This window comes from Legionella sheltonii (assembly GCF_026191355.1).
In the GTDB taxonomy this organism is placed as follows: Bacteria; Pseudomonadota; Gammaproteobacteria; order Legionellales; family Legionellaceae; genus Legionella; species Legionella sheltonii.
Genome location: NZ_JAPHOQ010000001.1, coordinates 210,183 through 232,995 on the forward strand (window position 1 = coordinate 210,183; position 22,813 = coordinate 232,995).

The following is a 22,813-nucleotide window of genomic DNA, read 5'->3' on the forward strand; positions in this document are numbered from 1 at the left end:
ATTGTAAATTATAAAAATCGTTTTTATCGTGCGACATTATAAAGTAAGTTTTGAATTTATATAAGAAATCATTTGCTACTGAAAACCGTTAAATTCTTTCTGTAAATAAAGTTGAAGTTGAAAAAAAACGAGTTAAAATAATAACTTGCCTCTGGAAAACCTTAATAAAAAAATGAACAGGAATTTTCAGTAGCTCAATTACGCAGTGGATTAAGCCAGGATTTAATCCCCATTAATATTTTTTAAAAGGATTTTGAAATGCCAGGATCAACTTCAAACATATTAAATCGTCTTCAGGCACGTGTGCCTACCTCTTCCTCAGCCCATAGGAATACGCAGAGAACGAATGGTGGTTTATTGGTGACGCAAAGTACAATACAAGCAGGAATGCAAATTAATAATACAACAAGTCCTATTGCGTTAATCCCTATCGCTTTTGCCCAGACCCTAAATTCCGGATATGCTGTAGTCCGGTCCGATACCCACCTCAATGAAAAATTGATCCAAGGGCTTCAAGCAATTTTTTCCGCTGTGATCCTGGGATTGGCAATCAGTTTGGTATTTCATGATGATCAAATAGTCAAGCAAGTCATGTTCTTATTTCAACTCCTCTATGGAGCCTTATTTCTCGTTACCTGGGGTGGTAGCGAGGTTTCTAAAGATACAACGTCAACACCTACCAACAATGCAGTCGCACCTCTTCTCCTTAAATCGATTATTAAGAGCCCTGCTGAGGACGATTTAGAAAAGGGTGAAAAAAGTGAAAATGAAGAAGAGGTTGAAACAAGTGATGACGAGAAAATAGAAATGGAAGAACAGAGAAAACGTTCTAACTCGAAGTAGTATTGAGCGATAGGAGATATTCTCATTCTGCGCAGGCAGACCTTGAGCAGTTCTCTGCCAAGGTCTGGTGAATAAGTCGCGGGAGGGGCATTGCACATTAGAGCAGGCTTTTAAATATGGGATGAAGGCTGCGGTGCGCTATCCTCTCCAAGTTTTATACCAGTCAATATTTTTTGAAATATATCAAAATTTTTGCTTTGTGAACGGGTATCAATGATTGGAAACATGATATGTTGGAAAAAAGAGGCTCTTTTTTCAATTTCCTCAGCATAAATTTCAGCGATGAGTTCGGGCTCATTTTTAAATTCGCCGCACCCCCAAGCGCCAAACATCGCATAAGGTTGGTTGGCAACAATTAATGTGTCCAGTTGTGCCGCAATGCGTCGTCGTAAATCATCCCGGTGTTCTTTGACTACTTCGGGCGCCTTTGAATGGGATTCAGCAAAGTGTTCTGGTGCTGCAGATCTTAATTCACGAAAAGGAAAAATATTTGTTGGCACAAGAAATGAGAAGCTCATATCAGGATCAGAAACCTTACTGGTTGAAAAATCATCCATTGACGGTGTAAGCAATACCTCCGGACCTCTAAAACAAATTCTCGCTTCATCACTATGGAATGTTTTACATGCGTTTGGTGAATAGGCTTCTTTACAGCGTTTCTTTAAAATTTCGAGTTCTTTATTGGTCATTCTCCTTCGGCCTTCTATTAATTCTACGCCTTCAGGAGTATAAAGAAATGTATTCTCATAATCCTTATCATGTCGGACTATTTTATCCAATAATGAAAGCGCACAAGTGGTTCGATGCCACATATTTTCCTCTTGAGCACTTCCACCTTCCAATGACCCTCCTCCAGGATAGAGGGAATTGGCCATATTTAATATGGAATAAATTTTTGCATACTTTTCGGTAGCCTCCATCGCTGTAACACCCCAATCTTGGTATACGACTTCAACCTCAGAAGGAGGCTCAGATTTTTTTTTCGCCCAAGAAATTAAATTTTCGGTTGCTGTCTTTTTTAATTCCTCTAATTTTTTAAAATCAGTTATCGTACTTAAAGTTTTACCCATGCTTTCATGACGCCAACGCTCACCAGAAAGAGCACCTTGGAACAAACTGGGTTTATGTGCTTCATGAACACCAAAAATGGCAGCATGCTCTACTGCATGACTTGAGCTGGGAGATTTTCCTCTAAAAAATTTTAGCAACATAATTCACAAACCCTTATTTTTTGGACTCAAAGTGCCTCTTTGTAGGGCTAGAGCGCTCTGAATCAATATCTTAAAATCAATGCATCAAACGAACAGACAACAAAAATTTAAATATAGGGTTCTGGGAAGGACCTTATATCCATACATTGCTATCAAAATTAGAGTAGAAAAGCTCTAATTCTATTCGCAGACGAATTTATCTGGCTATATATTGATAATAGTGTATATGATTTGGAATTCAAGAGCAGCACGTAGGTCTCCATTTGTTGACCGATATGAAACACGGAATTGATTAATCTGACTCGTTCCACTGGTTTATTCTTAAGAGAATAAGGAGAAACAAGCTTAAATTAGAAAATTTTCAGTATTTAGTTGAATTTATATTCCTGAACTGAAAGATCCCCACGAAATTACCAAACACGGTTAAGCTCCTGTTCTATAATCTCTTGTAAGGTTCTAGGGTCAGGGGCTAAGGAACAGAGCTGATTATGCTCAATCATAAGCTTACCCAGGGTAAAATAAGAGAATATTTTCTTATCTTTGACCGTATTGGCTTGGAAGTATTGTTGTTTATTTTGACTATGTGCAATTACTCCAATAACCCAATAAGTAATTTGCACAATAGCAGCAAGAAGCATTTTTACTCCCCATCTATCTACTGAATGAGTACGCACATAACGTCCTGCTAGTCCGAATTGATGACTTTTAACATCTCTAAACGATTCTTCTATTTGCATTCTTTTAAAATAGAGATTGATAATATCAGTAGGCCCTACATCCAATGGTAAATTAGTAGCCAAAATCCATGGCTCTTTATTAGCTTGACTATAACTTCCATTAGACAGTGTCGAGGTGGTTTTTCCTCGTGATGTCTTTACCTTTCTTCCCTTAGGCTTACGATAGGTTGTAACCACCCTACAAGGTCTTGTATGCTCTTTGGTTAATAGAGCATGCTCATAATGTGTCGTTTTAGATTTAATATCAGGGATTAGTTCTTTAATGAGTTTCCATCCCAGTTCTTCGGATAATTGTACCGATTTAACTCCTCTTACACGACTTAGCCAATACCAGCCCAGCGCTTCTATTTCTTTAAACCATTCTTCATAAAAACCGGCATCCATGATTACGATTACTCGACGATTTTTGGGCAAACAAAGACTCAACTCTTTTAAAAAGTCCTTAGCTCGTCCTTTTGTTTCGGTATCTCTATACACTTCTCGATAAAGAGGAAGACTTCTACCTTTTAACGCTATTTCTGCACTGAGCATTTGAATTTCTCGGTCGTCTTTTAAGCAGCAAATATCTACAATCAAAGGTAAGGTTGTATCTTGCGAGATGTAAGTAAAAACAAAGCTTGATAACCCTTGATAAATGGAAAAAAGTTCATTATGCAGTGCCTTATTGCCTTCCAGCCTATCAACTTTCTTTATCTTATTTTTTAATTTTGCATCTCCAGGCAAGTTCCTCCCTAATTCACTTAATGAAAGGTTTTGGCTATGTCTTAAGCCTGATGCTACATCCATTACTGCATTCAATCGTGATATATGAATTTCAGGACATGATTCTGTAAGCGAATTATAAAGATAGGTTTCTACAGCTAACATTTTAATTTCCATGAGTCTTAATGACGCTCATTTGATCATGAGACGCTCTTTATTTCAACTCATAATTCGTGGGGATAGATCAGTTCCTGAAGCCTTAAATAAGTTATATTAAGAGAATCATAGAACAAGGAGCGTTTATATGATGAAAAATTTAATAAAAAATGGGATTGGGTTCATTCTATTTTCTTTTGCAATTCACGCAATCGCCAAGGATACAATCAGTGTTCAAGTAAAAACCGATGAAAAGACAGCTGCTGCTTTAGGGTTTACTGTGGAGGGTAAAAAATCCGGGGCTCGCGGGAAGTTCTATTCAGGCAAGGGACCTGCGAATAAAGTATATATCTTTGGTTATCGAAAAAATTCAGCATTTGGTCCAGATATTTTATGTGGTTCCCAAAAGCTGGCAAAAGACAGTATTGTGACTTTAGTGACTACAGGAGATCATTGCTCCATTGAAATTGACTAGGGGCTGTCTACCATTCTCCGATACCCGGGGTTTGCAAGACGATTGTAGTGTCTTTATGAATTAGCGAACATGAGCCCCGCATCCTTAATCATTTGCTCATATATCAAAACTAAAACCGAGCCTTGATGAATTTCCAAAACAATGTCAGATAGTCGTGTTCGATTAAAACACGAAGTTTTTCCTGGAAAAGAAAGTTGCGAATGATTGAGCTCCCATTGAAGCCCTTGCGAAGAAATAGTTGCTGTGGGTATTCCGATTAATGAAATTTTTGTATGCATGGGTAATGAGCACCCTATACTTGATTTTTCATTTAAAACAAAGCCGCGTATGGGGGGCGCATACAAAAGACAATTTGTTTCCATAAAAATATTTATGTTATTCAACACATGATCCAAATGCCCACCATTGATTCCTACAATGATGGCAGGTAATAAATCATTCTCTTTTAAATAGTGCATCGCTTTTTGATAATCACTAAAATTTTGATCGGCTGAATGAAGAACAGGATGGTTTTCTAAGAGAGCTGGTCGGACAGAATCCAAATCCCCAGTAATTAAGTGCGGGCTAATTCCACGCCCTAATAAACTATTGGCCGCCCCATCCGCTGCGATAATGGGCATGTTCAATGTTTTGAAGAAGGATGACTCAGGTAATTCTCCGTTGAGGCATAGAATCGATCGATAGCCTGTTAAATTAATTACATCGTGCATCATAATGTCTTTTTAAAAGAATAAGCAGCACACTGACAATCAAACCTACTGCATTAGAACTGATCACAAAAAATGAATCCGTACTGCTCCCATAAATAATCCAAGCTAGAGAACATATGAAGTAATTAACCAACATGAGCATGGAAAGATCATGAGTTGATCGTGTTTTTAAGGATTTGATAATTTGCGGCAATAAGCCGATAAAAGAAGTAATAAAAGCAATAATACCTGAGAGCATAACTATAGACACATTTTCCTCCGCTCAGACAAATGAGATCAGGTTCAAAGGGTTGGTTCATCCTCTCAGCCACAACGGGCACCCCTAATGTATAAATATTATTCTACCATGAAAGAGCCAGACTGCAAAAGGTGAATTCAAGACCAGAAAAGTAAATCATCCTCAATACTTAATTATTTAATCATGGTGGTTTGTTTGAAATCCATTAGAATTCATTTTATTCATTAAGTATTCATATGAATACAACTTAATTATTTTTATTTAAAAATGACACCAATAAGCACTAAAAAGCAATAAAAATTACTAATTGTTAATATTTTGTTAAGGTGTAAATTTTATAATATTGCTCATAAAACAGTCAATTGAAGGATATAGTATTATGGGTAAGGTTATTGTTATTCATGCTAATTGTCATAATCCAACTGCAAAAGGTGATTTTGCTTTCGCAGGTAATATTGCCAAGGATGTTGTTCGCGAGTTCGAAAAACAGGGAGTAAAGGATATTGATGTCGTTTTAGTCAGTACACTTGATGGGATTCCTCGATTTAAAAGTATGTACGGTAATCCAGTTAAGGGTCGTGTATCAATAGAGGGGACTGATGTAGGACTGTCTTCCTTGGAAGAGTTTGATGCCGTTGAAAATACAGTGGTAGCCTTTATCGATGCTAATCGTTGCAAGCATTCAGCTGCTCATCTTGTGAAACGAGTTCTCTCTCCTGACAGTAAATTCTTATTTGTAGGAAACGTAAACCAAGCGGCCTTTGCAGATATGTTTATGCAAACATTATATCGTATGCAAGCCAAGACGGATCAACCGGGGGTTTATGAATCATTTAGTGATAAGGATATGTTGATTGGCAGTGCAGGTATTGGCCAGGATCGATTGGGGTTACCTACCATTACTAAAGCAGAAGATTTACCGGCATTAAGTAATCCTGAGAAAGTCTCACTTCCGACAGGTAAATATGGTTTTATGTATCTTGCCGCAGTAGATTCTTCTAAAGATTATAAATTAATTGCACAATACATTAAGTTGAGTGGCCAAGATAAATATGTTCTTGTCGGGGATTTTGGCAGTAATAAATCGGATATCCAATATGCATATTATCATGATACGACATTGCCTACTTCCAAGTCGCTGCCAGCAATCGAATACCATCAAAGCTTACCTAATGGAGTAATGCGCCAAACAGTTGCTCATTCATCAGGCGATTTGGTTTTGTCAACGGGGGTTACCAGTACTTTGGAAGCAATGAGGGATAAAAAGCTGACCTATTATCAGGATATGTCAAACAATACCGAATTTGTTGCCGCTTATTTAATTGCTGTGAAATCACTGGTTGCAAGTGATACCACTTTATTTGGCGCCATGCCGAAGATGATTATCGAATTATCAAATCTGCTTTTTGCAAACAAGCCACTCAGTCGGGTTGATATGGAGCGTACCCATGAGCTTTTAGAAATCTCTTCTATAAGCTCCAGATTGGTGGACACGAACCAGACGATTATGGATCAAGCCAGTGGCAAACTCGCCCCAAGACTGCTTACTTTTTTGGGTGAGTCACGCAAGACAAACGATTCCGTTCAACTCGCTAATGTCTGTGCTTCATTACGTAAAACAGGTGAATTGGGTAGTCCAGTGCACGATCAGGCCCTCAGAAGAGCTGCAACTTGGGGGCGATTATTTGAGCTTAAAGTGCTCATCAAATCAATGCCGAAACCGGATTTGGATAAAACAGACGCTAATCTTCATCGCACAGCCCTGCATTGGGCCGTTTATAGCAAAAATTTGGATTGCGCGCGCGCATTAGTGAAAGCTGGGGCATCTTTAGATCTTCAGGATAGCGAGGGGCAAACGCCGCTTCATAAGGCTGTGGCACGGGGTGATCGAGAAATGATCAAAATGCTTATAGAGGCAGGTGCTTCCATAGATATTCCTGATAAGTCGCACCATAGTCCTAAAGATTGTGCCCCAGATGGTGGTGTCCTGGCATTTATTAATGATTGTCATTCTCACCTGCAACCTAAGGCCTCAAACATCTAAACAAGCCATAAAATTGGGTTTTCACCTCAAGGTTGGGGAGCTTAACAGTCCCCAATCTTTCTTCGTACTGACGAAGTTTTATCCTTATTTGACAGAATCACCAGGTTAAAATTTGTGCAAAAAGTCAACTTTTTTCATCTGTTCAAAAGGCTTTCTTTTTTGCATAATGGCTGCGATGTCAGTTTGGTTAAAATTTTTTCTTTCTAGATTGACATTAGAGTTGATTATTGATCCTTAAAGACATGTTCCTTGAGGATGTTTTTCAAATAAGGAATGAAAATGAAAAAAATTGCTTTGTTAATCATGGGATGGACTTTAATGGGTTTGGCAGTAGCTGCAAACAACCCCAAAGAAGAGGTCCGGCATATTGTGACGCTCAATGGTCTAGCTCAAGGCGAAGGACGGTTTATTCGTACTGATGTTGTTGAGAATGGTAAATACAAATTTGGCTATTATTTTTGCGGGACCCGCCATAGCGTAGTCTATGGAGATATCGTTTTTGCTGACGAAGTGGGTGAGTCCTATCGTGTAGAACGCTCCATCAAGTTTTCCATTTGCCAGGATGAAACGTTAACTGATTGCCAGGAATTTGCTACTGACCAGTTTACTATTTTTAAGAATAAAGACGGTTATTTAGAAACCGATAGTCGGCCTGTTCTACCTCTAAGCATTGCCTCAGTAAAAGATGTATTTAAATCCTGTGAGCCTAATCCTGAAGAAGATAATCGGATGAAAAAAATAATTCATGCGGGCAGTAATTATCTGATTCGCCAAGGCTGATTTTTTAGCCTGGTACAGCGAGTCGTAGTTCGTGGCGCCAAGAAATTTTCTGTTAAAAAGCCTCTCTCCCATTTTTGGGAGAGGGGCAGGGGTGAGGGTTATTACTCGATTTAACCTTCATCCGCGCTGATGTGCACCTGCTCTCCATGGGGAGAAGGGAAAGACATATAAAATCTTGATTGCAGATTTTTTTGCGAATTTAGAGCAAAAGTATAGAGATTTTACTATAATGGCCACTATTTTTTTTCAAAATGAATATTATGTCACAAGCAAAACCTTCGATTTTATTTATTGGCTTACTATCCGCTTTTTCTTTACTTACATTTGATCTCTATCAACCTTCGCTACCCTATATCACCAATTTTTTTGGTACAACACATAACTTAAGTCAATTAACCTTAAGTATTTATCTGTTTGTTTTTGGGGTGACTCAATTAGTTTGGGGGCCGCTAATTGATCATTTTGGACGGCGTCGTTTGTTGCCTGGCAGCTTACTCATTGCCGCTCTAGCCAGTTTAATCTGTGCCTTTGCGCCAAATATCTTTGTGCTCATTCTAGGCCGCGCATTACAGGGATTTGCTCTGTGTTGTGCTAATCTGGTTGCATTTTCCATCTCGAGAGACTTTGAAGATACTGTAGAGCGCGCCAAGGTTTTATCCTATGTTTCTATGATCGTTTCAATATCTCCAATTCTGGCTCCAGTATTTGGTTCGCTCATTTTTACTTATTGCAGTTGGCAAGCGAATTTCATGCTAATGGCCGTTATTGGTTTAGTACTCTTACTGAAATCGCGTAATGGATTATTGGAATCGCCATTTTGGACTCAGCCTAAAGAGCCTTTTAATGTGAAACAAGTGATTAAAGCGTATCAAGAGATCATTCCATCGCCTACACTTTGGAGTGGTTCTTTTATTATGATGTTTAGTTTTGCCGCCGTAATGCTTTCAGTGATTAATTCGTCCTATATTATTATCGATCAATTGGGTTACTCACCTTTAGTGTACGGTATTATTTTTATCATTAATGGCTTAAATATTATTGTTGGAAATTACTTAGGTATTTGGCTGCGTAAGTATTTCAGCATGGCTTCGACAATTTATCTTGGTAGCTGGTTTATCATAAGTGGAGGTTTTGCGATGTTATTGTGCGCAAATCTCTCTGAATTTAATTTATACGTCTTATCTTTTGCATTAATTTGTAATTTAGGTATTAGTTTAACTGCACCGGCTACGATGTCGATGATGCTTGCAGACTATAAGGAAAATGCAGGTCTTGCACTGGCCATAATTCATACGGTACGGATGTTTGGCTCATCCCTATTAACTATTTTAAGTGCCTATTTACTCATGCAATCACTCATTGCCTTGCCTTTAGGGTTAATTGTTTGTGGATTAGGTGCTCTTTACAGTTCTTGGTATTTTAACCGTTTGACGACGAGTGATTCTGAATTTGATGGGGCAGAAGCAGCTTAGTATGTTTATTTTTTGATCATCGTGCTGCTTGTTATAAACAATCAGTCGATATAGAATCAAAAATTTATTGATGAGTTTGGTGATCTTATGATGTTACGATTTAGCTTGCTTCGTACTAATAAAGTGGTTACGAATCAGAAACCTAATTTTTTTCATAGTAATGCTTTTGATAAAGTCAAAAAAGATGTTCCTTTAAGAGTTATTGACCTTAATTTTTTCAAGGATACTACGTTTAGAGGACAACCAATTGGGCAAAATTTTGTAAGCGATGTGTTGAAAGAATCTGGAGTTTCAGTTGGATTTAGAGAAGTATCGTCAGAAGAGTTAGGTAGTAAGCCTGCACAAACTCTGTTAGGTTTATTATGGGATGAAGATTTGGCACTAGGTAAAAAGAAAAAAATAACGAAACAAAAATTTCTTGAATCCTCACTAGATGATACTACGAAAAAACCAAAAGGCATGCTAGCAGGGTTTCATTTCTCTGATTTTGTCCCCCCAAAAATGCATGATGTATTAGTGGTTGACTATAACAACATCCCTAATGAGTCACAACTCACCCCGATGAATGAGACAAAGACATTATCCTTGCAAACAACAGGAAGAATAATCAGTGCAGTTCCTGCTTGGGCCATTATTATGAAGTTAGCCAAAGATGCAATGAAAGTGCGAGCTGATTTGAATCCTTTCTATGTAGATCAAGCCATTTTATCACCCCAGCTCAAAGCTGATTTTGATAATTTAGCCGCAGAATTTTATAGGGTATGTCGTGTGGTGAAAGAGGATATTGATCATCCTGATGTCCATCAATATCGCAAAAATTTTCATAAATTTTATGAGAATTATGCTATTGAAGCAAAATCTGGACAAAATCAGCTGGATGCTATCCGAAATGAAATAGAGCAATCAACTGAGAGTCACCGGATGTCTCCAGTGCTATAAAAAGTATACAGCATCTCGCTAATGCTTGGTGCGACCTTTATGTTTCTGAGCAGAAGAGATAGTTATCCCCATATTATAATGCTTCGAATGAAGAAGAGTATGTGTAAAAAGTCTCCTCTATAAATTTCTCTTGGCAATTTATAGGGAAGACTTTTGCCTCTGCCTTAAGATTTGGTGGGTGTGGTATCTGGAGTATCCTCTATTGCCATGCCATATTGTTCTAAGTTTTCCTTTATGGCCTGTATTTGCTTGCTTCCCAGTTTTGCTTCAATAGCATAATTCTCATAAAATTTATGCAGGCTCTTGCGATACTCCCGTACGTCTGAATGATCAATATCTTCTCTAACGACACGACATGCTTTATAAAACTCTTCAGTCAAATTATCAAAGTCCTCTTTGAGCTGGGGTGATAAAATGGCTTGGTCTACATATAACGGATTCAAGTCAACATTGAATGTGAATCCATCTCGGGTTATTTTCATGAGAATAGCCCATGCTGGCACGTTGCTTATCGTTCTTTCATACTCACCCGTATATATAGCTGGCTCGCCGTCTGGGCTACGAGATGGAGTGGTATCAGCATGCTCTGCTAATGGGGAAAACTGTTGATCGGCGGGGATGCTGGTATAATCAACAACGACCACTGTTTTAGTGGATGGTAATAAGAAGCTGGAGAATTTAAATCCCACAAATATACTATCGGAAACAGATATTCCATGAACTTTTGCAGTATCTGATGCATGGGCTGCAAGGTTTGCTTTGGTTTGTACTAAGTCTCTGCTTCCATCAGGGTTATAAGCCACAATCTCTTTTTTTCCTACCATTCCTAACATGGCTCTTGATTCATTTTTCTTTAATTCACTTAAGGACATACCTCTAAACCCTAGCTTGATACCAGATTCATACCATACGGAAGAGAGAAAATCTTTGCCAATAGCTTGTCCTCTAAACGTAGTGTCTGTAAAAAATTTAAGGTTTGAAATAATTAATGGGACTCCTGGGAGGTGGTTATCATAAATTGGAGCAGTAGCGTTTTTTGCAGAAAATATACTTCTACTTTGTTGTAGGGATTGTTGCATGATGCTTGTTGTCTTAGATGTTTTGGTGGTTATGGCTTTTGCTTCATATAAAAATCTCATCATTTACCTCCCGAGGAATTTAAAGATTATGCTCTAAGATGCTTTAATTATAGCTTATTTGATCAATATTTGATTAGTTGGGGTGGTAGTTAGCTTGCAAATTTACTTAAAATCTGGATTGGGACTATAATTTTGGGTTAGAAAATTTGGCAAAGTGGAGAAACAGATTGTACAATTAACGTGTTTGGGGTTTTGTTCTTAGTCACTTGGCTGACTTTATCACCAAAAGCACGAGTCATGGAGGATATAAATGAGAATATGGCGAGCTGTTGCACTAGGAGTTTCATGTCTCCTTTTATTAAATCAGGCGAATGCACAAAATGCGGAGATCAATAATACAATCAATAATAATATCACTAATTTTGCTCAATTAGTGCAAGCTGTCGAGAGTGGGGAAGATGTACGCGCAATCATCCATTTTGATAATTGCCAGGTCTCAGGACCCGCACTCCCGACTCAATTGAGAAGACGGTTAGAGGGAGCGACCACTCGATTTAATTTTACTAACTTTTTCCATGGCCAGGAGACTGTTAATAACGAGTTAACCGATACTGTGACCACCTCCATGAAGTTTTTTATCCAGAATGCTTCAGGAGAGTTCTTAACGTTATCAGGTCGCTTAAGTGTTTTCGAAGATAATACAGCAACCTTACATGTGAATTTTTTTGATCCCATTTTGCATAAGCAACAATTAGTAGTCGATTGGCTTTGCAATATCAGTAATGGCGAAGACAATAATGGTTTGGTATTGTTTAATTTTTCTTAGGAAATTGGACTACAGAAAAAAACAAATCATGGGATCTTGAAACTAAGGGCCCCTGGTTTTTCATATTTCATTTTTAGAATTAACAACCTATCTATGATATCCTTTTGATTTAACAATCAGTTGTCGTCTACGATGAAAATAAAAGTTTTTTTTGGTATTTTTTTCTTATTAATGAACCTTGGGGCTGTTGCTGCCCCTCATTTTGTGCCAGCTGAACCATCACCAACAGCTCGCTATGAAATCAACGGGCCTGCCTTATGCGCTACAGCTAAAGAAACCTTGGCTTATTTAAATAAGGGCAATGGTTATGATCCTCGAGTGATTCATGAAGGAAAAGTTTTTAAAGTCCCACTTGCCCGAGTTAAAGCGACCTTGGTGTTTATATGCGAGCATCAAAGCGAATTGAATAATCCTGCTTTTGTTAAAGATCACTTCGATTTTGTTCGATGGTATCCCGATCTTGAGCAAGCCAGGTCTCTGAGTGTGCAAAAACCACTTGTTGCTCATTTACCCAAAGATAAAATTTTAATGACCAAGTATTATGTTCATCGTGCTCCGGCATCAAGCAAGCGCAGTGCAGTCTATCCTTTTGCTCTTTATGGTCTTCCTAAGGATGAGGCGTTACTGACTCTAGAGGAAGCAGATGCTAAGCCTGGACTCACACGTTTTCAATATGGAAAACAAGCCATCCTAAAAGGTGCCTTAACGAATAAGAATGTCCCTGCTCTGGGTTATTTGAGTCGAGAAGACATTGAAGCGGCATTAATGCAGGGGACTGTGGTTGCTGATTTTGGTAAGAACCAGACAAAGACCTTTAATGTTCATCGTTGTAACAATATTGCCTACGATAAAACCCAAAACCCTTATCAGCAAGAGCGCTATTGGTATTTTAAACAGGTGGCAGGCATCAAAGGTTATGGAAAGGATGCTGATCATAAAATCACCGTAAATACGGAGGTGACTTTTGCAGCGGATCTTGAGCAGTTTGGTTTGGGAAAATTATTGATGGTGCAATATCCTAGTCGGACAGGAAATCTCGTGACGCGAGCGGGTATTTTTGCGGACACAGGTGGAGCATTCGAAAATAATGTGTATCAAGTTGATTTTTTAGCGGGTAGCTATGCAGGAAGAGGGGCTTTCGCTCAAGCAACCCGCCACTTACCCGATTATGTGGCCGCTTATTTTATGGTATTAAAAAAATAATATGAAAATTTTCTTAGTTTGCTCATTCTTTATAAGTTCGATGGTGCATGCTTTTTCTTGCAATGATTCACAAGAAATCCATAAAGCACCAATTCAATTTGATCAACAACGTATTGCGTTAACACGCCAGTATCAATTAACTCATTATGGAATTGACTCAACATCCATTGAAATTGAACCGAGAATGATTGTTTTGCATTGGACGTGTATTCCGACGTTGGCCGCCACTTTTCGTGTATTTAATCCACCGACCTTCCCTAAAAATTCACCACGAATTAAAGAGCTACCTGGTGACTTGAACGTATCAACCCATTTTGTAGTGGATCGGGATGGAAGTATTTATCAACTCATGCCGGAGCATTGGATGGCACGACATGTTATAGGATTGAATCATTATGCAATTGGCATTGAAAATGTAGGTGGAATTGACAGCAAAGATGATTTAACCGACGCCCAAACCAAAGCAAATGCTTTTTTGGTGTGTTATCTCAAAAAGAAATATCCAAAAATAAAATATGTTATCGGACATAATGACTATTTAAATTTTAAAAAAACTTCTCTTTGGCTCGAACGGGATCCCAATTATCAAACAGATAAAGATGATCCTGGTCCCGACTTTCTCAATCGTGTGATGAAGTTGGTTCACAGCAGCTGAATTTTTAAATAGGAAAATACAAGAAAAATCAATAGGTTTTTTTGCCTATGGCGAAGATTAACAAGGCTTAATATACTATAATGAACCGTATGGATTAAGCAGTTCGAATAATAGTTCTTTGCCCTAAAAGACCAGATTAAAACACGGAGTGGATATGTCTGATAAGTTATTGGATGTACTGATAGTTGGAGCAGGGCCTGTTGGTTTATTTTGCGCAAACGAGCTGACTCGTCAAGGTTTGAGTTGTCGGATCATTGATAAAAAGTCGGCACTCAGTGATAAATCTAAGGCATTGGCCATTCATATTCGAACACTTGATCTGCTTAGGGATTGTAGTTTCCTTGATGAAGTACTCATCCAGGGACAAAAAGTAGATGGCGTTTTGTTTAAGTCTAAGGGAAAAGAATTAATCCACGCGACCTATGCACATGTTGAAGCGGATTATCATTTTGTAATTGATCTTCCTCAAAGCAAAACGGAACACATTTTTCATCAGGGGTTAGTTGATCGAGGTTTGCATGTTGAATGGCAAACTGAATTAACTGAAATCGAAGAAACAGCAAACTATACCGTTTCTACTATAAAACAAGCTGATGGCAGCATTGAAAAAGTACAATCACACTGGATTATTGCTTGCGATGGTTCGCACAGTACGCTAAGAAAATTAGTTAATGCTGAATTTTTAGGCTCTTCTTTTAAACAAACTTGGTGGCTGGCTGATCTGCTTATTGATTGGGAACTCCCGGAGAATAAATTTATTATCTACGTAAGTAATGAAGGACCTGCTGCGTGTTTCCCAATGGGAGACAAACGTTATCGTTTGGTCATGACTGCGCCTGAAAAAGTCATGCATCAATCCCCCACAATCGAAGACATCATTCGCGTCTTTAAAGCGCGCTGTACAGATGCTGCAACCTTACATGATCCAGTTTGGATCAGTCAATTTGGTATTGATCACAAGCAAATCGAAAACTATCGTTATGGGCGAGTATTTTTTGCTGGGGACTCTGCTCATGTTCATAGTCCTATGGGTGGGCAAGGATTAAATACCGGATTACAAGATATTTATAATCTCGCTTGGAAATTAGCACTGGTTCAAAAAGGACTGGCAAGCGATGCGTTACTGGATAGTTATCATCGCGAACGTCATCCAATTGCTGCGGGGGTATTAAAAGATACTGGAGTAATGACTCGTTTGATTATGATGAGTAATCCGGTGATGATTTTTTTACGTAATTTCCTATTAAAGATGGCCATGTCATTCGACGCAGTTAAAAATTTTGTCATGTATAATCTTGCTGAGTTGTCGGTGAGCTATGCGAACAGTCCTATAGTCAAAGTATTGGGTGAAAAAACCCAATTCAAAATAGGTGGATTTCTCATTAATTCTCCTTTTATTGACGCAAAAAGCAAAGAAAAAAAGGAATTGCAGCAAATTACTCAAGGAACGCTGCATCATTTATTTTTATTTATGGGACTGGAACCTGACAATAATAACCAACGGTTGGTTTTCTCTGAACTTGCAAGGGCTGTTACGCAGCAATTTAAAGGTTTAATCAAGACTCATATTATACTGCCTCAATCTGAAATGACTCCAGTTGATGAAGAGATTTCCATCTTGATTGATGAAAATCAAACGATGCATCAGCGATTTAAAATTGAGCGACCTACTGCTGTATTGGTTCGTCCAGATAAATATATAGGTTTAACTCAGATGCCGGTGAATAGGGAGGAATTAATCAAGTATATGGAAAATTGGTATCTTCTTACGAACGCTAAAGGATGAGGCAAAAGAGTAAGCGCGAAGACTTAAATCAAAATGATTCTTGATGATCTTTGGGGGTTGTATATAATTTGCGGCCATATTTTTGTTAATTTAGGACTTTTAATCGCCGCTTGCAGCAAATACACAATAGAGAAATAAGCGACCGGAGTTTTATTCAGGATAATAGGAATGAATTTGTTTTAAAGGAGGTGAACCAAGAGGAGAGTGCGATGGGTGTTTTTTATTCTTTGTGAATTAATGGCGGGCAATATGTTTCTCAAAATGTGCAATAGGTTGTAATCAATTTAAAAATAGAATAAAAATTGCTACATGCATTATAAGTTTTATTGCATCGATAGTGAAAATGGTCACAATGCGATAAAGAAAATTAAATCCCTTATCTAAGTCACAAACCATCCTAACACACTATGGACTGTTGCATGCGGATAGGGAAATTTCTAACGTACGCTTTATCATACGATTTAAAAGATACAGTAGTGAATATATTACTGGTTATTACGCTAAAAAATTGAATAAAAATAATGAGCAATGGATTAAATACCTTATGAAAAAATTACTGGCGTGTTGGTTTTTGGGTCTTGTCTGTTCAGTGAGCGGTTTTGCTGCTCCAAGCGATGCAGAACTGATTAAAAAATTAAATGCTATTGAAAAAAAATCAAATACAGTCATGGGGATTACTGCCATTTATATAGAAAAAAATAAAGTGATTGCGCATAATAGCAATCAGCGTTTCTTCATGGCGAGCACAATTAAATTACCCATTGCGATGGCTTTTTTACACCGTGTTGATGAGAAAAAAGACTCTTTAAATCGTGTAATTAAAATGGATGCACGTAATTCGGTTCCTGGCTCTGGGGCACTTCATTATTTATTCGAAAAGAAAAAATTGAATATTTCTTTGAAACAAATCTTGATGCATACCCTCAAAAATAGTGATAACAGCGCAAGTGATGCATTATTACAGGCCGCTAATGGCCCTAAATATGTAGCACAGCGTATGAGCGCGCTTGGTTTAAACAATATTTTTATTAATCGCTCCATTATGGAAATGTTTGTGGATACAAATCATGTGGATCGTTCCTTTTTAACAAAACGCCAGCCGGTATATTCCTGGCAAAAAATATCGAATCGTGTTCCTCTGAAAGAAAAGCAGCAAGCTTGGCAGCGTTTTGAAAAGGACATCCGCGATACCACCACACCTAATGATATGGCAAAATTGTTGGTTAAATTATATAAAAAACAAGCACTTTCAGAATCAAGTACTAATCTTCTTATGAACATTATGGAGCAATGCCGAACCGGTCGCAGCAGAATAAAAGGATTATTGCCTTCCAATGTTAAAGTAGCCCATAAAACGGGAACATGGTCTATTTATGAGCGGGACTATTTAAGATACCCCGGGTCGAAAAAACTGTATCGTTTCGTTAGTGACGTTGGCATTATTACATTACCTAATAATAAAGGCCATGTTGCCATTGCCGTGTATGTTAAATCGAAATCAGCCAGTGATTATCCACGCAGTCGCGCCATCGCGCTAGCAAGTCGTGCTATTTATGACCATTTTATGAAGTCATGATTAGGGACACGCTCGATGTTGCCAGGGTGAAGGCAAAGCCCTAACCGAGGTTATTTGCTGTTATTCCAAGTGCCGCGAAAATCTTCTCTTGTTGTATTATGCTACAGCATGGGACGCTCTTGCTACGTTCGGTTTGGTGAGTCTTTTTTTATCTTTTGTGTTGCAAATTATCCCTATTTTTCTTAAAAAACTTAATGAATACATGACCTGGAAAACCGTTGTCATTTCGTATACTCTGTCAAAAAAATAACTTTGAAGACAAGGAGGTTGAGATGTATCGTCGTTTGATTTTGATTTTTAGTGGGCTCATCTATTTTTTCATGAGTTTTGGTTTATATGCTCAATTACCTTGCTACTACCAGGAATTAACTGCTGATGAAAAGCGTGATTTATTATGGGCTGAAATTACCTCAAGCCATGAAGAAGATCCCCTACCCCAGCTTACGGGCAATAGTTTTAATGAAGTGCTCGAAAAATTAAAAGGATTGTTTAACCTAAGCCCTACATTTGATACTGCCAGTGATGAAATTCCTGAAGGACGAGTAAAAATCATTCACGCCAATGGTTCAGTAGGAAAAATTGCTTTAATTCCCTCACCGGATCATCCCTTCACAGGTATTTATCAGACGGGGGCAATAGGCATAGCACGTCTTTCGTTAGCAACTCCTCCAGCTGATGATACTTATATTCCTGGCATGGCGATTAAATTTTTAATCACAGAGCATCCTTCTTTAAATTTGCAAGTGATGAATTTGCTTGAGGGACAAAAAGGCAATTGGAATTATTTTGCGAAAGATTTTTCGAACCAAATACCTCATCCTACCAGTTGGACCTTGAGTGCTATTGAGAAAATATTTGAATGGACTCGCGACCCGGCGAATAATCTTCCTTTATGGCATTTAGCAGCGTGGACGAGTGATGGAAAATTTGATGGAATCCCTGTGTTCCCTGAGCGGATCTATTTTCGACCAACGAGCCTGGTTAAGGATTTAATCCCTGAAAATTCACGAGAAGACTTCAGAATCTCTTTGGCACAAGTACCCATGGGCCCAATCTATGAAGTCTATGGAGAATATCAAGGTATCGAGTATCGTATAGGGACATTAATGTTGGAAAGTCCTTTATTGGCTTCCAATTACGGTGATAAGAAATTATTTTTCCAGCACCAACGATAATTCAGTATCCATTGGGTCTTGATCTATATTGATCATAGGTCAAGACTACCTTATCTTCTTCGTTTTCTGGCCTGATAATTAATTCTCTCGGGCTGGGTTGCGTTGTTGGTGTATTTAATTCCACGGATGAAGTGAAGCACTGCACTATAGGTTTTCCAAGAAGGCCTAATTTTTTTATACTCTCATTGAGATCCGCGCTGGGTGATTTTTGTTTATTGTGCACTTCAAAGGCCAAGCTGCGTTCGTCTGAGTCAAACACTTTATATCTTAAAACTTCTTGAAGATAGGATTCTGATGGTGTTGTATCCATGCTTGTATTGTGATTCTCTTTGATAAAGCGAAGTGCTTTGTTAATCTGTCCCTCTTCATTTTTTCGCGAATCTTTGCCGCAAAGGGTATCCAGGTTATAAATGTGCGGCAGAAGACTTTGAAAACCATCATGACCATGAACATAAGTAATAGAGTATCCTTTGTGAGTCGCAGGCCTTGCCATCTCGCTTTCTTTAGCCTCCTCCCAACGGTTCCATAAAAGATGAATTAAAGGCCATGCTGTTCTTTCTTGTTCTGACATATTGGTCCTGTCATGAATTGCATCCGTATGAAAAAGTGAATGCATGACATTGTTATCAATGAAGAATTGAAATTGATGATTAATCTGATCAATGGTTTCCGCTAAAGCATTCGCCGTGGAATCATCATAATTTACTCCAACACGTGCTGCCAGCAATTGAATGGTATCGAAACGAAACGGAGCATGGCTAAATAAAGTTATACCCTTTTCATTGAGTGTATAATCCAATATCTTAAGTGAGGGTTTATAGCTTTCGTTGATTAACTGGGTTAACTCCTCATGGTGAATAATATCATGCTCAAGTAACAGTTTAAGACCCCAAAAAGAAGGAATTTGTACATCACCAATATATCCTGGGGGAATAAAGGATTGCCCCGCCGTGAATTGTTCAAAGGCATAAATAAACTCGCTGCTATGGTTTGAAATCAAAATATTTAATGGACAATGGTTTCGACGAAGCATACTAAGGATTCTAAAGGTGAAATAATCGCAATTTCCGCGATCAGCTACTTCATCTCCAATGAGGCGAATCAGGGTTTGATTATCGTGGATTTCTAATTGGGACATGAAATCATTAAATTGGCTGACACAGTAAGCCAGCTTCTCTTTGGGTTCAGATAATTTTTGTTTTAACTTCCTTTGCTCCTCTTCAGCGGCTTGTAGCTTGATTAGGGCTTGTTCTCTCAATTGAGACAAGGTGCTCAGTGTTTGGGTTTCAGCAGTTGCAGCGGTTATTATTTGTTTCTCTAGATTGGCAATTCGTTCTTGTGCATTATCTATTTTGATTTGTGTAAATTGTAAGAGCGTACGGTTTTCCAAATATTCCTCAAGAAGCGCCCCGTACTGCTCATAAAGCGTTACAAATTGTTGATAAGCTGCCTCAACATTCTTAATTTTATGTTTGAATTGAATGATTTGATGGCGAAAAAGAAAATGAATGAGTTTGATTGGATTGCCATGTAAATCGCCAAGAGTAATTGAACCTAAATTGGATTCCAGTTCATCAGGAAATTTATAAATATCAACATGTTTATTTATAAGACGGTAGGTCATTCCTTAACCTAAATGGAGCGATTTTCATAACAAACATAATGGATTCAATCAAAAATATCAATCAAGACCATGTAAATCACCCCTGAGGACGGGCAAATATAATCACCTGTAGCAGTTAAAATTTTTCAGGGCGTTTCACTTCCTTGTCATTTTATAAAAAGAAGTATTAAATTTAGAAATGAAAGGCAGGCAATAACGACAAAGGTCAAAATCATCCCACGGACACGAAATTTAAGGGGATGCTCTTTGGTAAGAAACGCATAAGCATGAAAGATTCGTCCCAAGATAAACAAAAAAATCAAAGCTAAAAGCACCATCCAGTTGGCTTTATTTGCTTCTGCACAAAAGAGTAAGATCAGTGTAAACGGAACATACTCAACAAAATTGCCGTGAGCTCTTATTGCCATTTCCAAATCAACAAACTCGTTGCTTCCTACTCGCACTTTATATTTTCGACGTAAGGTAATAACACGTGCTGAAAGATAGATATAGGCAAAGGCTAACAGGGAGCCGGTTACGGTTGTCATTGGATACATTTTATTCTCCTAATCAATAGGGCAACTCATTTGTTGTCACAGAATTTAGTTTCATTACAAAATCATCAAAGCAAAGCTGCACCTCATGGAAAAACAGTAACCAAGGACAATGACCTGCTTTGCTAATTATTTTATGGATACAATTTTTGTCTTGGAATTTTTCATTGTTCATAAAAATTAGGGGCGGACAAATAAAGTCATTCTCACTGGCAATGGTCAAGGTGGGTATTGTTTCTGGAAACCATTTACATGAATAATCCGGATAAAAATGTTCAATGGCATAATGATAAGCAGTATTATTAAAGGCAAAAAGAGGCATGATTTTTTCTCCTTCCACCAATTCTTCCGCTGTAAAACAGTAATGTTTATAGGTATTCCAAAACATTTTATATGCCTCATCCGAAGGTGCCAAATGATACTGGCTGGCGGGAGGAAGTAAATCAGGTAAATGGTGTTGCTGCTGCATGGAACTCACATGCTGAAAAAAACTGTTTTCGGTGGTGGTATTCATTAATACCAGACCTGCCAGATGATGTTTTAGTTCCGGCAAATTTAATGCAAACATCCCGGAAAAGCTGTGGGTGACTAATACCGGTTTAGGAAAGTCTTTTAATAAATCAATTAAACCCTCTTGCCAATACTTGATATCAAGTTTGCCTTGAGTATTGATGCCATCTTGCGGGAAATCTAATAGATAAATAGATCCAGGCAACTGCAACCTGCTGCATAAGTTAGTGAGGTACTCAGAGCCCAAACCAGGACCACCGGGTAAGAATAACCAGCTGCATCCAGGACTTTCGCTGATTTGTTTTACTTTATAACCATATTTTGTGTGTTGCATGGGGGAATCACTACTTTTTATTCAGTTATTAATCATAACACACAGCCTAGTTGAATTAATGCGTCGTTAGCATTTATAGTGGATTAAGTCGTTTCCATTTAACTAAACTAGGCACAAAAGCCGGATTACTAAACCAGGTGAGGGTATGATGAAAAAAACATATTATCTTGTTTTTTTATTCAGTTTTTTTTTAGCTTCGGCTCATGTGCATGCGAATTATTTGCGATACAGCGGTAAATGCCAATTTTCTCTGACTCGGGATCGTTATGCTTATTGTTTAGAGAAAGAAATGGTTTTTTATGACAACGAATTTAAAAGCATTTATAGTAATTTACCTCCCCAAGCATCCATACTTGCCTCTGAAGCATTAGCAACACAAATTATTGAACCTAATTGTGACGCGATTGCACAAAAAATTGGTGCTGGTTTGGAATATCATATTGCTTTTCGCACCTGCATGATTTACATCTCCAAAGAAAAGATTGCTTGCATTAGGAGATTTGTTCCTTGCCGAATATGTTGGGGGAGTAAGTGGGCCAATGCGATAAAAAAACCTTTATTATTCCTGGAAGGAGTTTCGATTAATCTATCGGATCCCACTTGAGAAAATGTCCCCGTCTTCCCCCTCTGAGGGAGACGGGACATTGATTAGTTTGTTGGTGTGGGTTTTGAGGCAACAGCATTATCAGCACAATTATCAGCAATGCTATCTATTTCATCGCTATATTGTTTATCAGTCATATCATTTGATCTTTTGAGCAGATCCACTAACTTGGGCTTAGCGCATTCACAATAAGCACTTATTAACTTCTTATCCTCATCTGTTTGTTTGGGATCAACGAGATTCCATCTGTCTTGGCAAAAATCAGCTACGTCGCTGTCTTTTGCTTTACTCAATCCTACTTCATCCTCCAACGAATCCATTGCATCATGCAGCAGGGTTCTTGACATGCAGAGATGGACTGCTTTTTGAACTGCGGCATCATTATCTAAAGGTTGTTTGGCAGCACAACCACAATATTTTTCGCCAAAATTTTTAAAGTCTACTTTATCTTTTGCTTCATCTGCTTTTTTCATCCAAGCATTAGTACAAAGCGTTTGAAAGTCTCCGCCACCTGCCGTATCTGCTGCATAAGTTGGTAAAGCAAACATAAGGGAAAGAACAGGAATAGCCATTCTTTTGAAAAAATTCATAATTTATCACT

22 protein-coding genes and 1 riboswitch are annotated in these 22,813 nt (G+C 38.1%); of the genes, 13 read left to right on the top strand and 9 right to left on the bottom strand.

Annotated elements, in window-relative coordinates; all coding sequences use genetic code 11:
- Nucleotides 1-258: 258 nt before the first annotated feature.
- Nucleotides 259-843 (top strand): hypothetical protein, encoded by a 585-nt coding sequence (locus OQJ26_RS00900; protein WP_265702026.1) that lies wholly within the window; start codon nt 259-261, stop codon nt 841-843.
- A gap of 110 nt (nt 844-953) precedes the next feature.
- Here the strand turns inward: OQJ26_RS00900 and OQJ26_RS00905 are convergent, their stop codons facing one another.
- Nucleotides 954-2,054: a poly(ADP-ribose) glycohydrolase domain-containing protein gene (locus OQJ26_RS00905; RefSeq protein ID WP_265702027.1), complete on the bottom strand. Its 1,101-nt coding sequence runs from the start codon at nt 2,052-2,054 to the stop codon at nt 954-956.
- A gap of 410 nt (nt 2,055-2,464) precedes the next feature.
- Complete coding sequence (locus OQJ26_RS00910) at nt 2,465-3,670, bottom strand: IS4 family transposase (RefSeq protein WP_265702028.1); 1,206 nt, start codon at nt 3,668-3,670, stop codon at nt 2,465-2,467.
- Nucleotides 3,671-3,797: 127 nt separating this feature from the next.
- Between OQJ26_RS00910 and OQJ26_RS00915 the strand changes: the two genes are divergently transcribed.
- Nucleotides 3,798-4,124, top strand: a complete 327-nt coding sequence (locus tag OQJ26_RS00915; protein WP_265702029.1) for a hypothetical protein — start codon at nt 3,798-3,800, stop codon at nt 4,122-4,124.
- Nucleotides 4,125-4,177: 53 nt separating this feature from the next.
- On the opposite strand, the gene OQJ26_RS00920 is transcribed toward OQJ26_RS00915, so the two are convergent.
- Together OQJ26_RS00920 and OQJ26_RS00925 are read right to left on the bottom strand one after the other, a co-directional pair.
- Entirely contained in the window at nt 4,178-4,834 is a 657-nt protein-coding gene (locus tag OQJ26_RS00920) for a thiamine diphosphokinase (RefSeq protein ID WP_265702215.1), read from the bottom strand.
- Nucleotides 4,818-5,084, bottom strand: a complete 267-nt coding sequence (locus OQJ26_RS00925) for a SemiSWEET family sugar transporter (RefSeq protein ID WP_265702030.1) — start codon at nt 5,082-5,084, stop codon at nt 4,818-4,820. Before OQJ26_RS00925 ends, OQJ26_RS00920 begins: the two co-directional genes overlap by 17 nt.
- A riboswitch (TPP riboswitch) is annotated at nt 5,071-5,168 on the bottom strand. Its footprint overlaps the gene before it by 14 nt.
- A gap of 283 nt (nt 5,169-5,451) precedes the next feature.
- Between OQJ26_RS00925 and ankY the strand changes: the two genes are divergently transcribed.
- From ankY to OQJ26_RS00945, 4 genes are all read left to right on the top strand, one after another.
- Entirely contained in the window at nt 5,452-7,116 is a 1,665-nt protein-coding gene (ankY, locus tag OQJ26_RS00930) for a Dot/Icm T4SS effector AnkY/LegA9 (protein WP_265702031.1), read from the top strand.
- A 279-nt stretch (nt 7,117-7,395) separates the two neighbouring features.
- Nucleotides 7,396-7,896 (top strand): hypothetical protein, encoded by a 501-nt coding sequence (locus OQJ26_RS00935; RefSeq protein WP_265702032.1) that lies wholly within the window; start codon nt 7,396-7,398, stop codon nt 7,894-7,896.
- Between the two features lie 260 nt (nt 7,897-8,156).
- Nucleotides 8,157-9,368, top strand: coding sequence for a multidrug effflux MFS transporter (locus OQJ26_RS00940; RefSeq protein WP_265702033.1), 1,212 nt, complete (start codon nt 8,157-8,159; stop codon nt 9,366-9,368).
- Nucleotides 9,369-9,455: 87 nt separating this feature from the next.
- Complete coding sequence (locus tag OQJ26_RS00945) at nt 9,456-10,307, top strand: hypothetical protein (protein WP_265702034.1); 852 nt, start codon at nt 9,456-9,458, stop codon at nt 10,305-10,307.
- A gap of 164 nt (nt 10,308-10,471) precedes the next feature.
- Here the strand turns inward: OQJ26_RS00945 and OQJ26_RS00950 are convergent, their stop codons facing one another.
- Complete coding sequence (locus OQJ26_RS00950; RefSeq protein WP_265702035.1) at nt 10,472-11,449, bottom strand: hypothetical protein; 978 nt, start codon at nt 11,447-11,449, stop codon at nt 10,472-10,474.
- A gap of 247 nt (nt 11,450-11,696) precedes the next feature.
- On the opposite strand from OQJ26_RS00950, the gene OQJ26_RS00955 reads away from it, so the two are divergent.
- The 6 genes from OQJ26_RS00955 (at nt 11,697) to OQJ26_RS00980 (ending at nt 18,607) form a co-directional block, all read left to right on the top strand.
- A complete protein-coding gene (locus tag OQJ26_RS00955; protein WP_265702036.1) occupies nt 11,697-12,212 on the top strand; it encodes a hypothetical protein in 516 nt (171 codons plus the stop codon).
- Between the two features lie 132 nt (nt 12,213-12,344).
- A complete protein-coding gene (locus OQJ26_RS00960; RefSeq protein WP_265702037.1) occupies nt 12,345-13,415 on the top strand; it encodes a hypothetical protein in 1,071 nt (356 codons plus the stop codon).
- Between the two features lies 1 nt (nt 13,416).
- A complete protein-coding gene (locus tag OQJ26_RS00965) occupies nt 13,417-14,070 on the top strand; it encodes an N-acetylmuramoyl-L-alanine amidase (protein ID WP_265702038.1) in 654 nt (217 codons plus the stop codon).
- A gap of 154 nt (nt 14,071-14,224) precedes the next feature.
- Complete coding sequence (locus OQJ26_RS00970) at nt 14,225-15,856, top strand: FAD-dependent oxidoreductase (RefSeq protein WP_265702039.1); 1,632 nt, start codon at nt 14,225-14,227, stop codon at nt 15,854-15,856.
- A gap of 544 nt (nt 15,857-16,400) precedes the next feature.
- Nucleotides 16,401-17,432, top strand: coding sequence for a class A beta-lactamase (bla, locus tag OQJ26_RS00975; protein WP_265702040.1), 1,032 nt, complete (start codon nt 16,401-16,403; stop codon nt 17,430-17,432).
- Nucleotides 17,433-17,704: 272 nt separating this feature from the next.
- A complete protein-coding gene (locus tag OQJ26_RS00980; protein ID WP_265702041.1) occupies nt 17,705-18,607 on the top strand; it encodes a hypothetical protein in 903 nt (300 codons plus the stop codon).
- A gap of 1 nt (nt 18,608) precedes the next feature.
- Here the strand turns inward: OQJ26_RS00980 and wip are convergent, their stop codons facing one another.
- The 3 genes from wip to OQJ26_RS00995 form a co-directional block, all read right to left on the bottom strand.
- Nucleotides 18,609-20,231: a Dot/Icm T4SS effector Wip gene (wip, locus tag OQJ26_RS00985; RefSeq protein ID WP_265702042.1), complete on the bottom strand. Its 1,623-nt coding sequence runs from the start codon at nt 20,229-20,231 to the stop codon at nt 18,609-18,611.
- A 146-nt stretch (nt 20,232-20,377) separates the two neighbouring features.
- Nucleotides 20,378-20,767: an MAPEG family protein gene (locus OQJ26_RS00990; protein ID WP_265702043.1), complete on the bottom strand. Its 390-nt coding sequence runs from the start codon at nt 20,765-20,767 to the stop codon at nt 20,378-20,380.
- Nucleotides 20,768-20,780: 13 nt separating this feature from the next.
- The gene (locus tag OQJ26_RS00995; protein ID WP_265702044.1) at nt 20,781-21,608 is read right to left on the bottom strand and encodes an alpha/beta fold hydrolase; all 828 of its coding nucleotides are present in this window, start codon (nt 21,606-21,608) and stop codon (nt 20,781-20,783) included.
- Between the two features lie 145 nt (nt 21,609-21,753).
- Here OQJ26_RS00995 and OQJ26_RS01000 point away from each other — a divergent pair, with 145 nt between their 5' ends.
- A complete protein-coding gene (locus tag OQJ26_RS01000; RefSeq protein WP_265702045.1) occupies nt 21,754-22,212 on the top strand; it encodes a hypothetical protein in 459 nt (152 codons plus the stop codon).
- A 44-nt stretch (nt 22,213-22,256) separates the two neighbouring features.
- Here the strand turns inward: OQJ26_RS01000 and OQJ26_RS01005 are convergent, their stop codons facing one another.
- Nucleotides 22,257-22,802, bottom strand: coding sequence for a hypothetical protein (locus OQJ26_RS01005; RefSeq protein WP_265702046.1), 546 nt, complete (start codon nt 22,800-22,802; stop codon nt 22,257-22,259).
- Nucleotides 22,803-22,813: the final 11 nt, after the last annotated feature.

What these genes read in the sequence shown, in the direction of transcription:
- OQJ26_RS00900 (WP_265702026.1), top strand. Translation starts at nt 259, where the DNA reads ATGCCAGGATCAACTTCAAACATATTAAATCGTCTTCAGGCACGTGTG.
- OQJ26_RS00905 (WP_265702027.1), bottom strand. Translation starts at nt 2,054, where the DNA reads ATGTTGCTAAAATTTTTTAGAGGAAAATCTCCCAGCTCAAGTCATGCA.
- OQJ26_RS00910 (WP_265702028.1), bottom strand. Translation starts at nt 3,670, where the DNA reads ATGGAAATTAAAATGTTAGCTGTAGAAACCTATCTTTATAATTCGCTT.
- OQJ26_RS00915 (WP_265702029.1), top strand. Translation starts at nt 3,798, where the DNA reads ATGATGAAAAATTTAATAAAAAATGGGATTGGGTTCATTCTATTTTCT.
- OQJ26_RS00920 (WP_265702215.1), bottom strand. Translation starts at nt 4,834, where the DNA reads ATGCACGATGTAATTAATTTAACAGGCTATCGATCGATTCTATGCCTC.
- ankY (WP_265702031.1), top strand. Translation starts at nt 5,452, where the DNA reads ATGGGTAAGGTTATTGTTATTCATGCTAATTGTCATAATCCAACTGCA.
- OQJ26_RS00935 (WP_265702032.1), top strand. Translation starts at nt 7,396, where the DNA reads ATGAAAAAAATTGCTTTGTTAATCATGGGATGGACTTTAATGGGTTTG.
- OQJ26_RS00940 (WP_265702033.1), top strand. Translation starts at nt 8,157, where the DNA reads ATGTCACAAGCAAAACCTTCGATTTTATTTATTGGCTTACTATCCGCT.
- OQJ26_RS00945 (WP_265702034.1), top strand. Translation starts at nt 9,456, where the DNA reads ATGATGTTACGATTTAGCTTGCTTCGTACTAATAAAGTGGTTACGAAT.
- OQJ26_RS00950 (WP_265702035.1), bottom strand. Translation starts at nt 11,449, where the DNA reads ATGATGAGATTTTTATATGAAGCAAAAGCCATAACCACCAAAACATCT.
- OQJ26_RS00955 (WP_265702036.1), top strand. Translation starts at nt 11,697, where the DNA reads ATGAGAATATGGCGAGCTGTTGCACTAGGAGTTTCATGTCTCCTTTTA.
- OQJ26_RS00960 (WP_265702037.1), top strand. Translation starts at nt 12,345, where the DNA reads ATGAAAATAAAAGTTTTTTTTGGTATTTTTTTCTTATTAATGAACCTT.
- OQJ26_RS00965 (WP_265702038.1), top strand. Translation starts at nt 13,417, where the DNA reads ATGAAAATTTTCTTAGTTTGCTCATTCTTTATAAGTTCGATGGTGCAT.
- OQJ26_RS00970 (WP_265702039.1), top strand. Translation starts at nt 14,225, where the DNA reads ATGTCTGATAAGTTATTGGATGTACTGATAGTTGGAGCAGGGCCTGTT.
- bla (WP_265702040.1), top strand. Translation starts at nt 16,401, where the DNA reads ATGAAAAAATTACTGGCGTGTTGGTTTTTGGGTCTTGTCTGTTCAGTG.
- OQJ26_RS00980 (WP_265702041.1), top strand. Translation starts at nt 17,705, where the DNA reads ATGTATCGTCGTTTGATTTTGATTTTTAGTGGGCTCATCTATTTTTTC.
- wip (WP_265702042.1), bottom strand. Translation starts at nt 20,231, where the DNA reads ATGACCTACCGTCTTATAAATAAACATGTTGATATTTATAAATTTCCT.
- OQJ26_RS00990 (WP_265702043.1), bottom strand. Translation starts at nt 20,767, where the DNA reads ATGTATCCAATGACAACCGTAACCGGCTCCCTGTTAGCCTTTGCCTAT.
- OQJ26_RS00995 (WP_265702044.1), bottom strand. Translation starts at nt 21,608, where the DNA reads ATGCAACACACAAAATATGGTTATAAAGTAAAACAAATCAGCGAAAGT.
- OQJ26_RS01000 (WP_265702045.1), top strand. Translation starts at nt 21,754, where the DNA reads ATGATGAAAAAAACATATTATCTTGTTTTTTTATTCAGTTTTTTTTTA.
- OQJ26_RS01005 (WP_265702046.1), bottom strand. Translation starts at nt 22,802, where the DNA reads ATGAATTTTTTCAAAAGAATGGCTATTCCTGTTCTTTCCCTTATGTTT.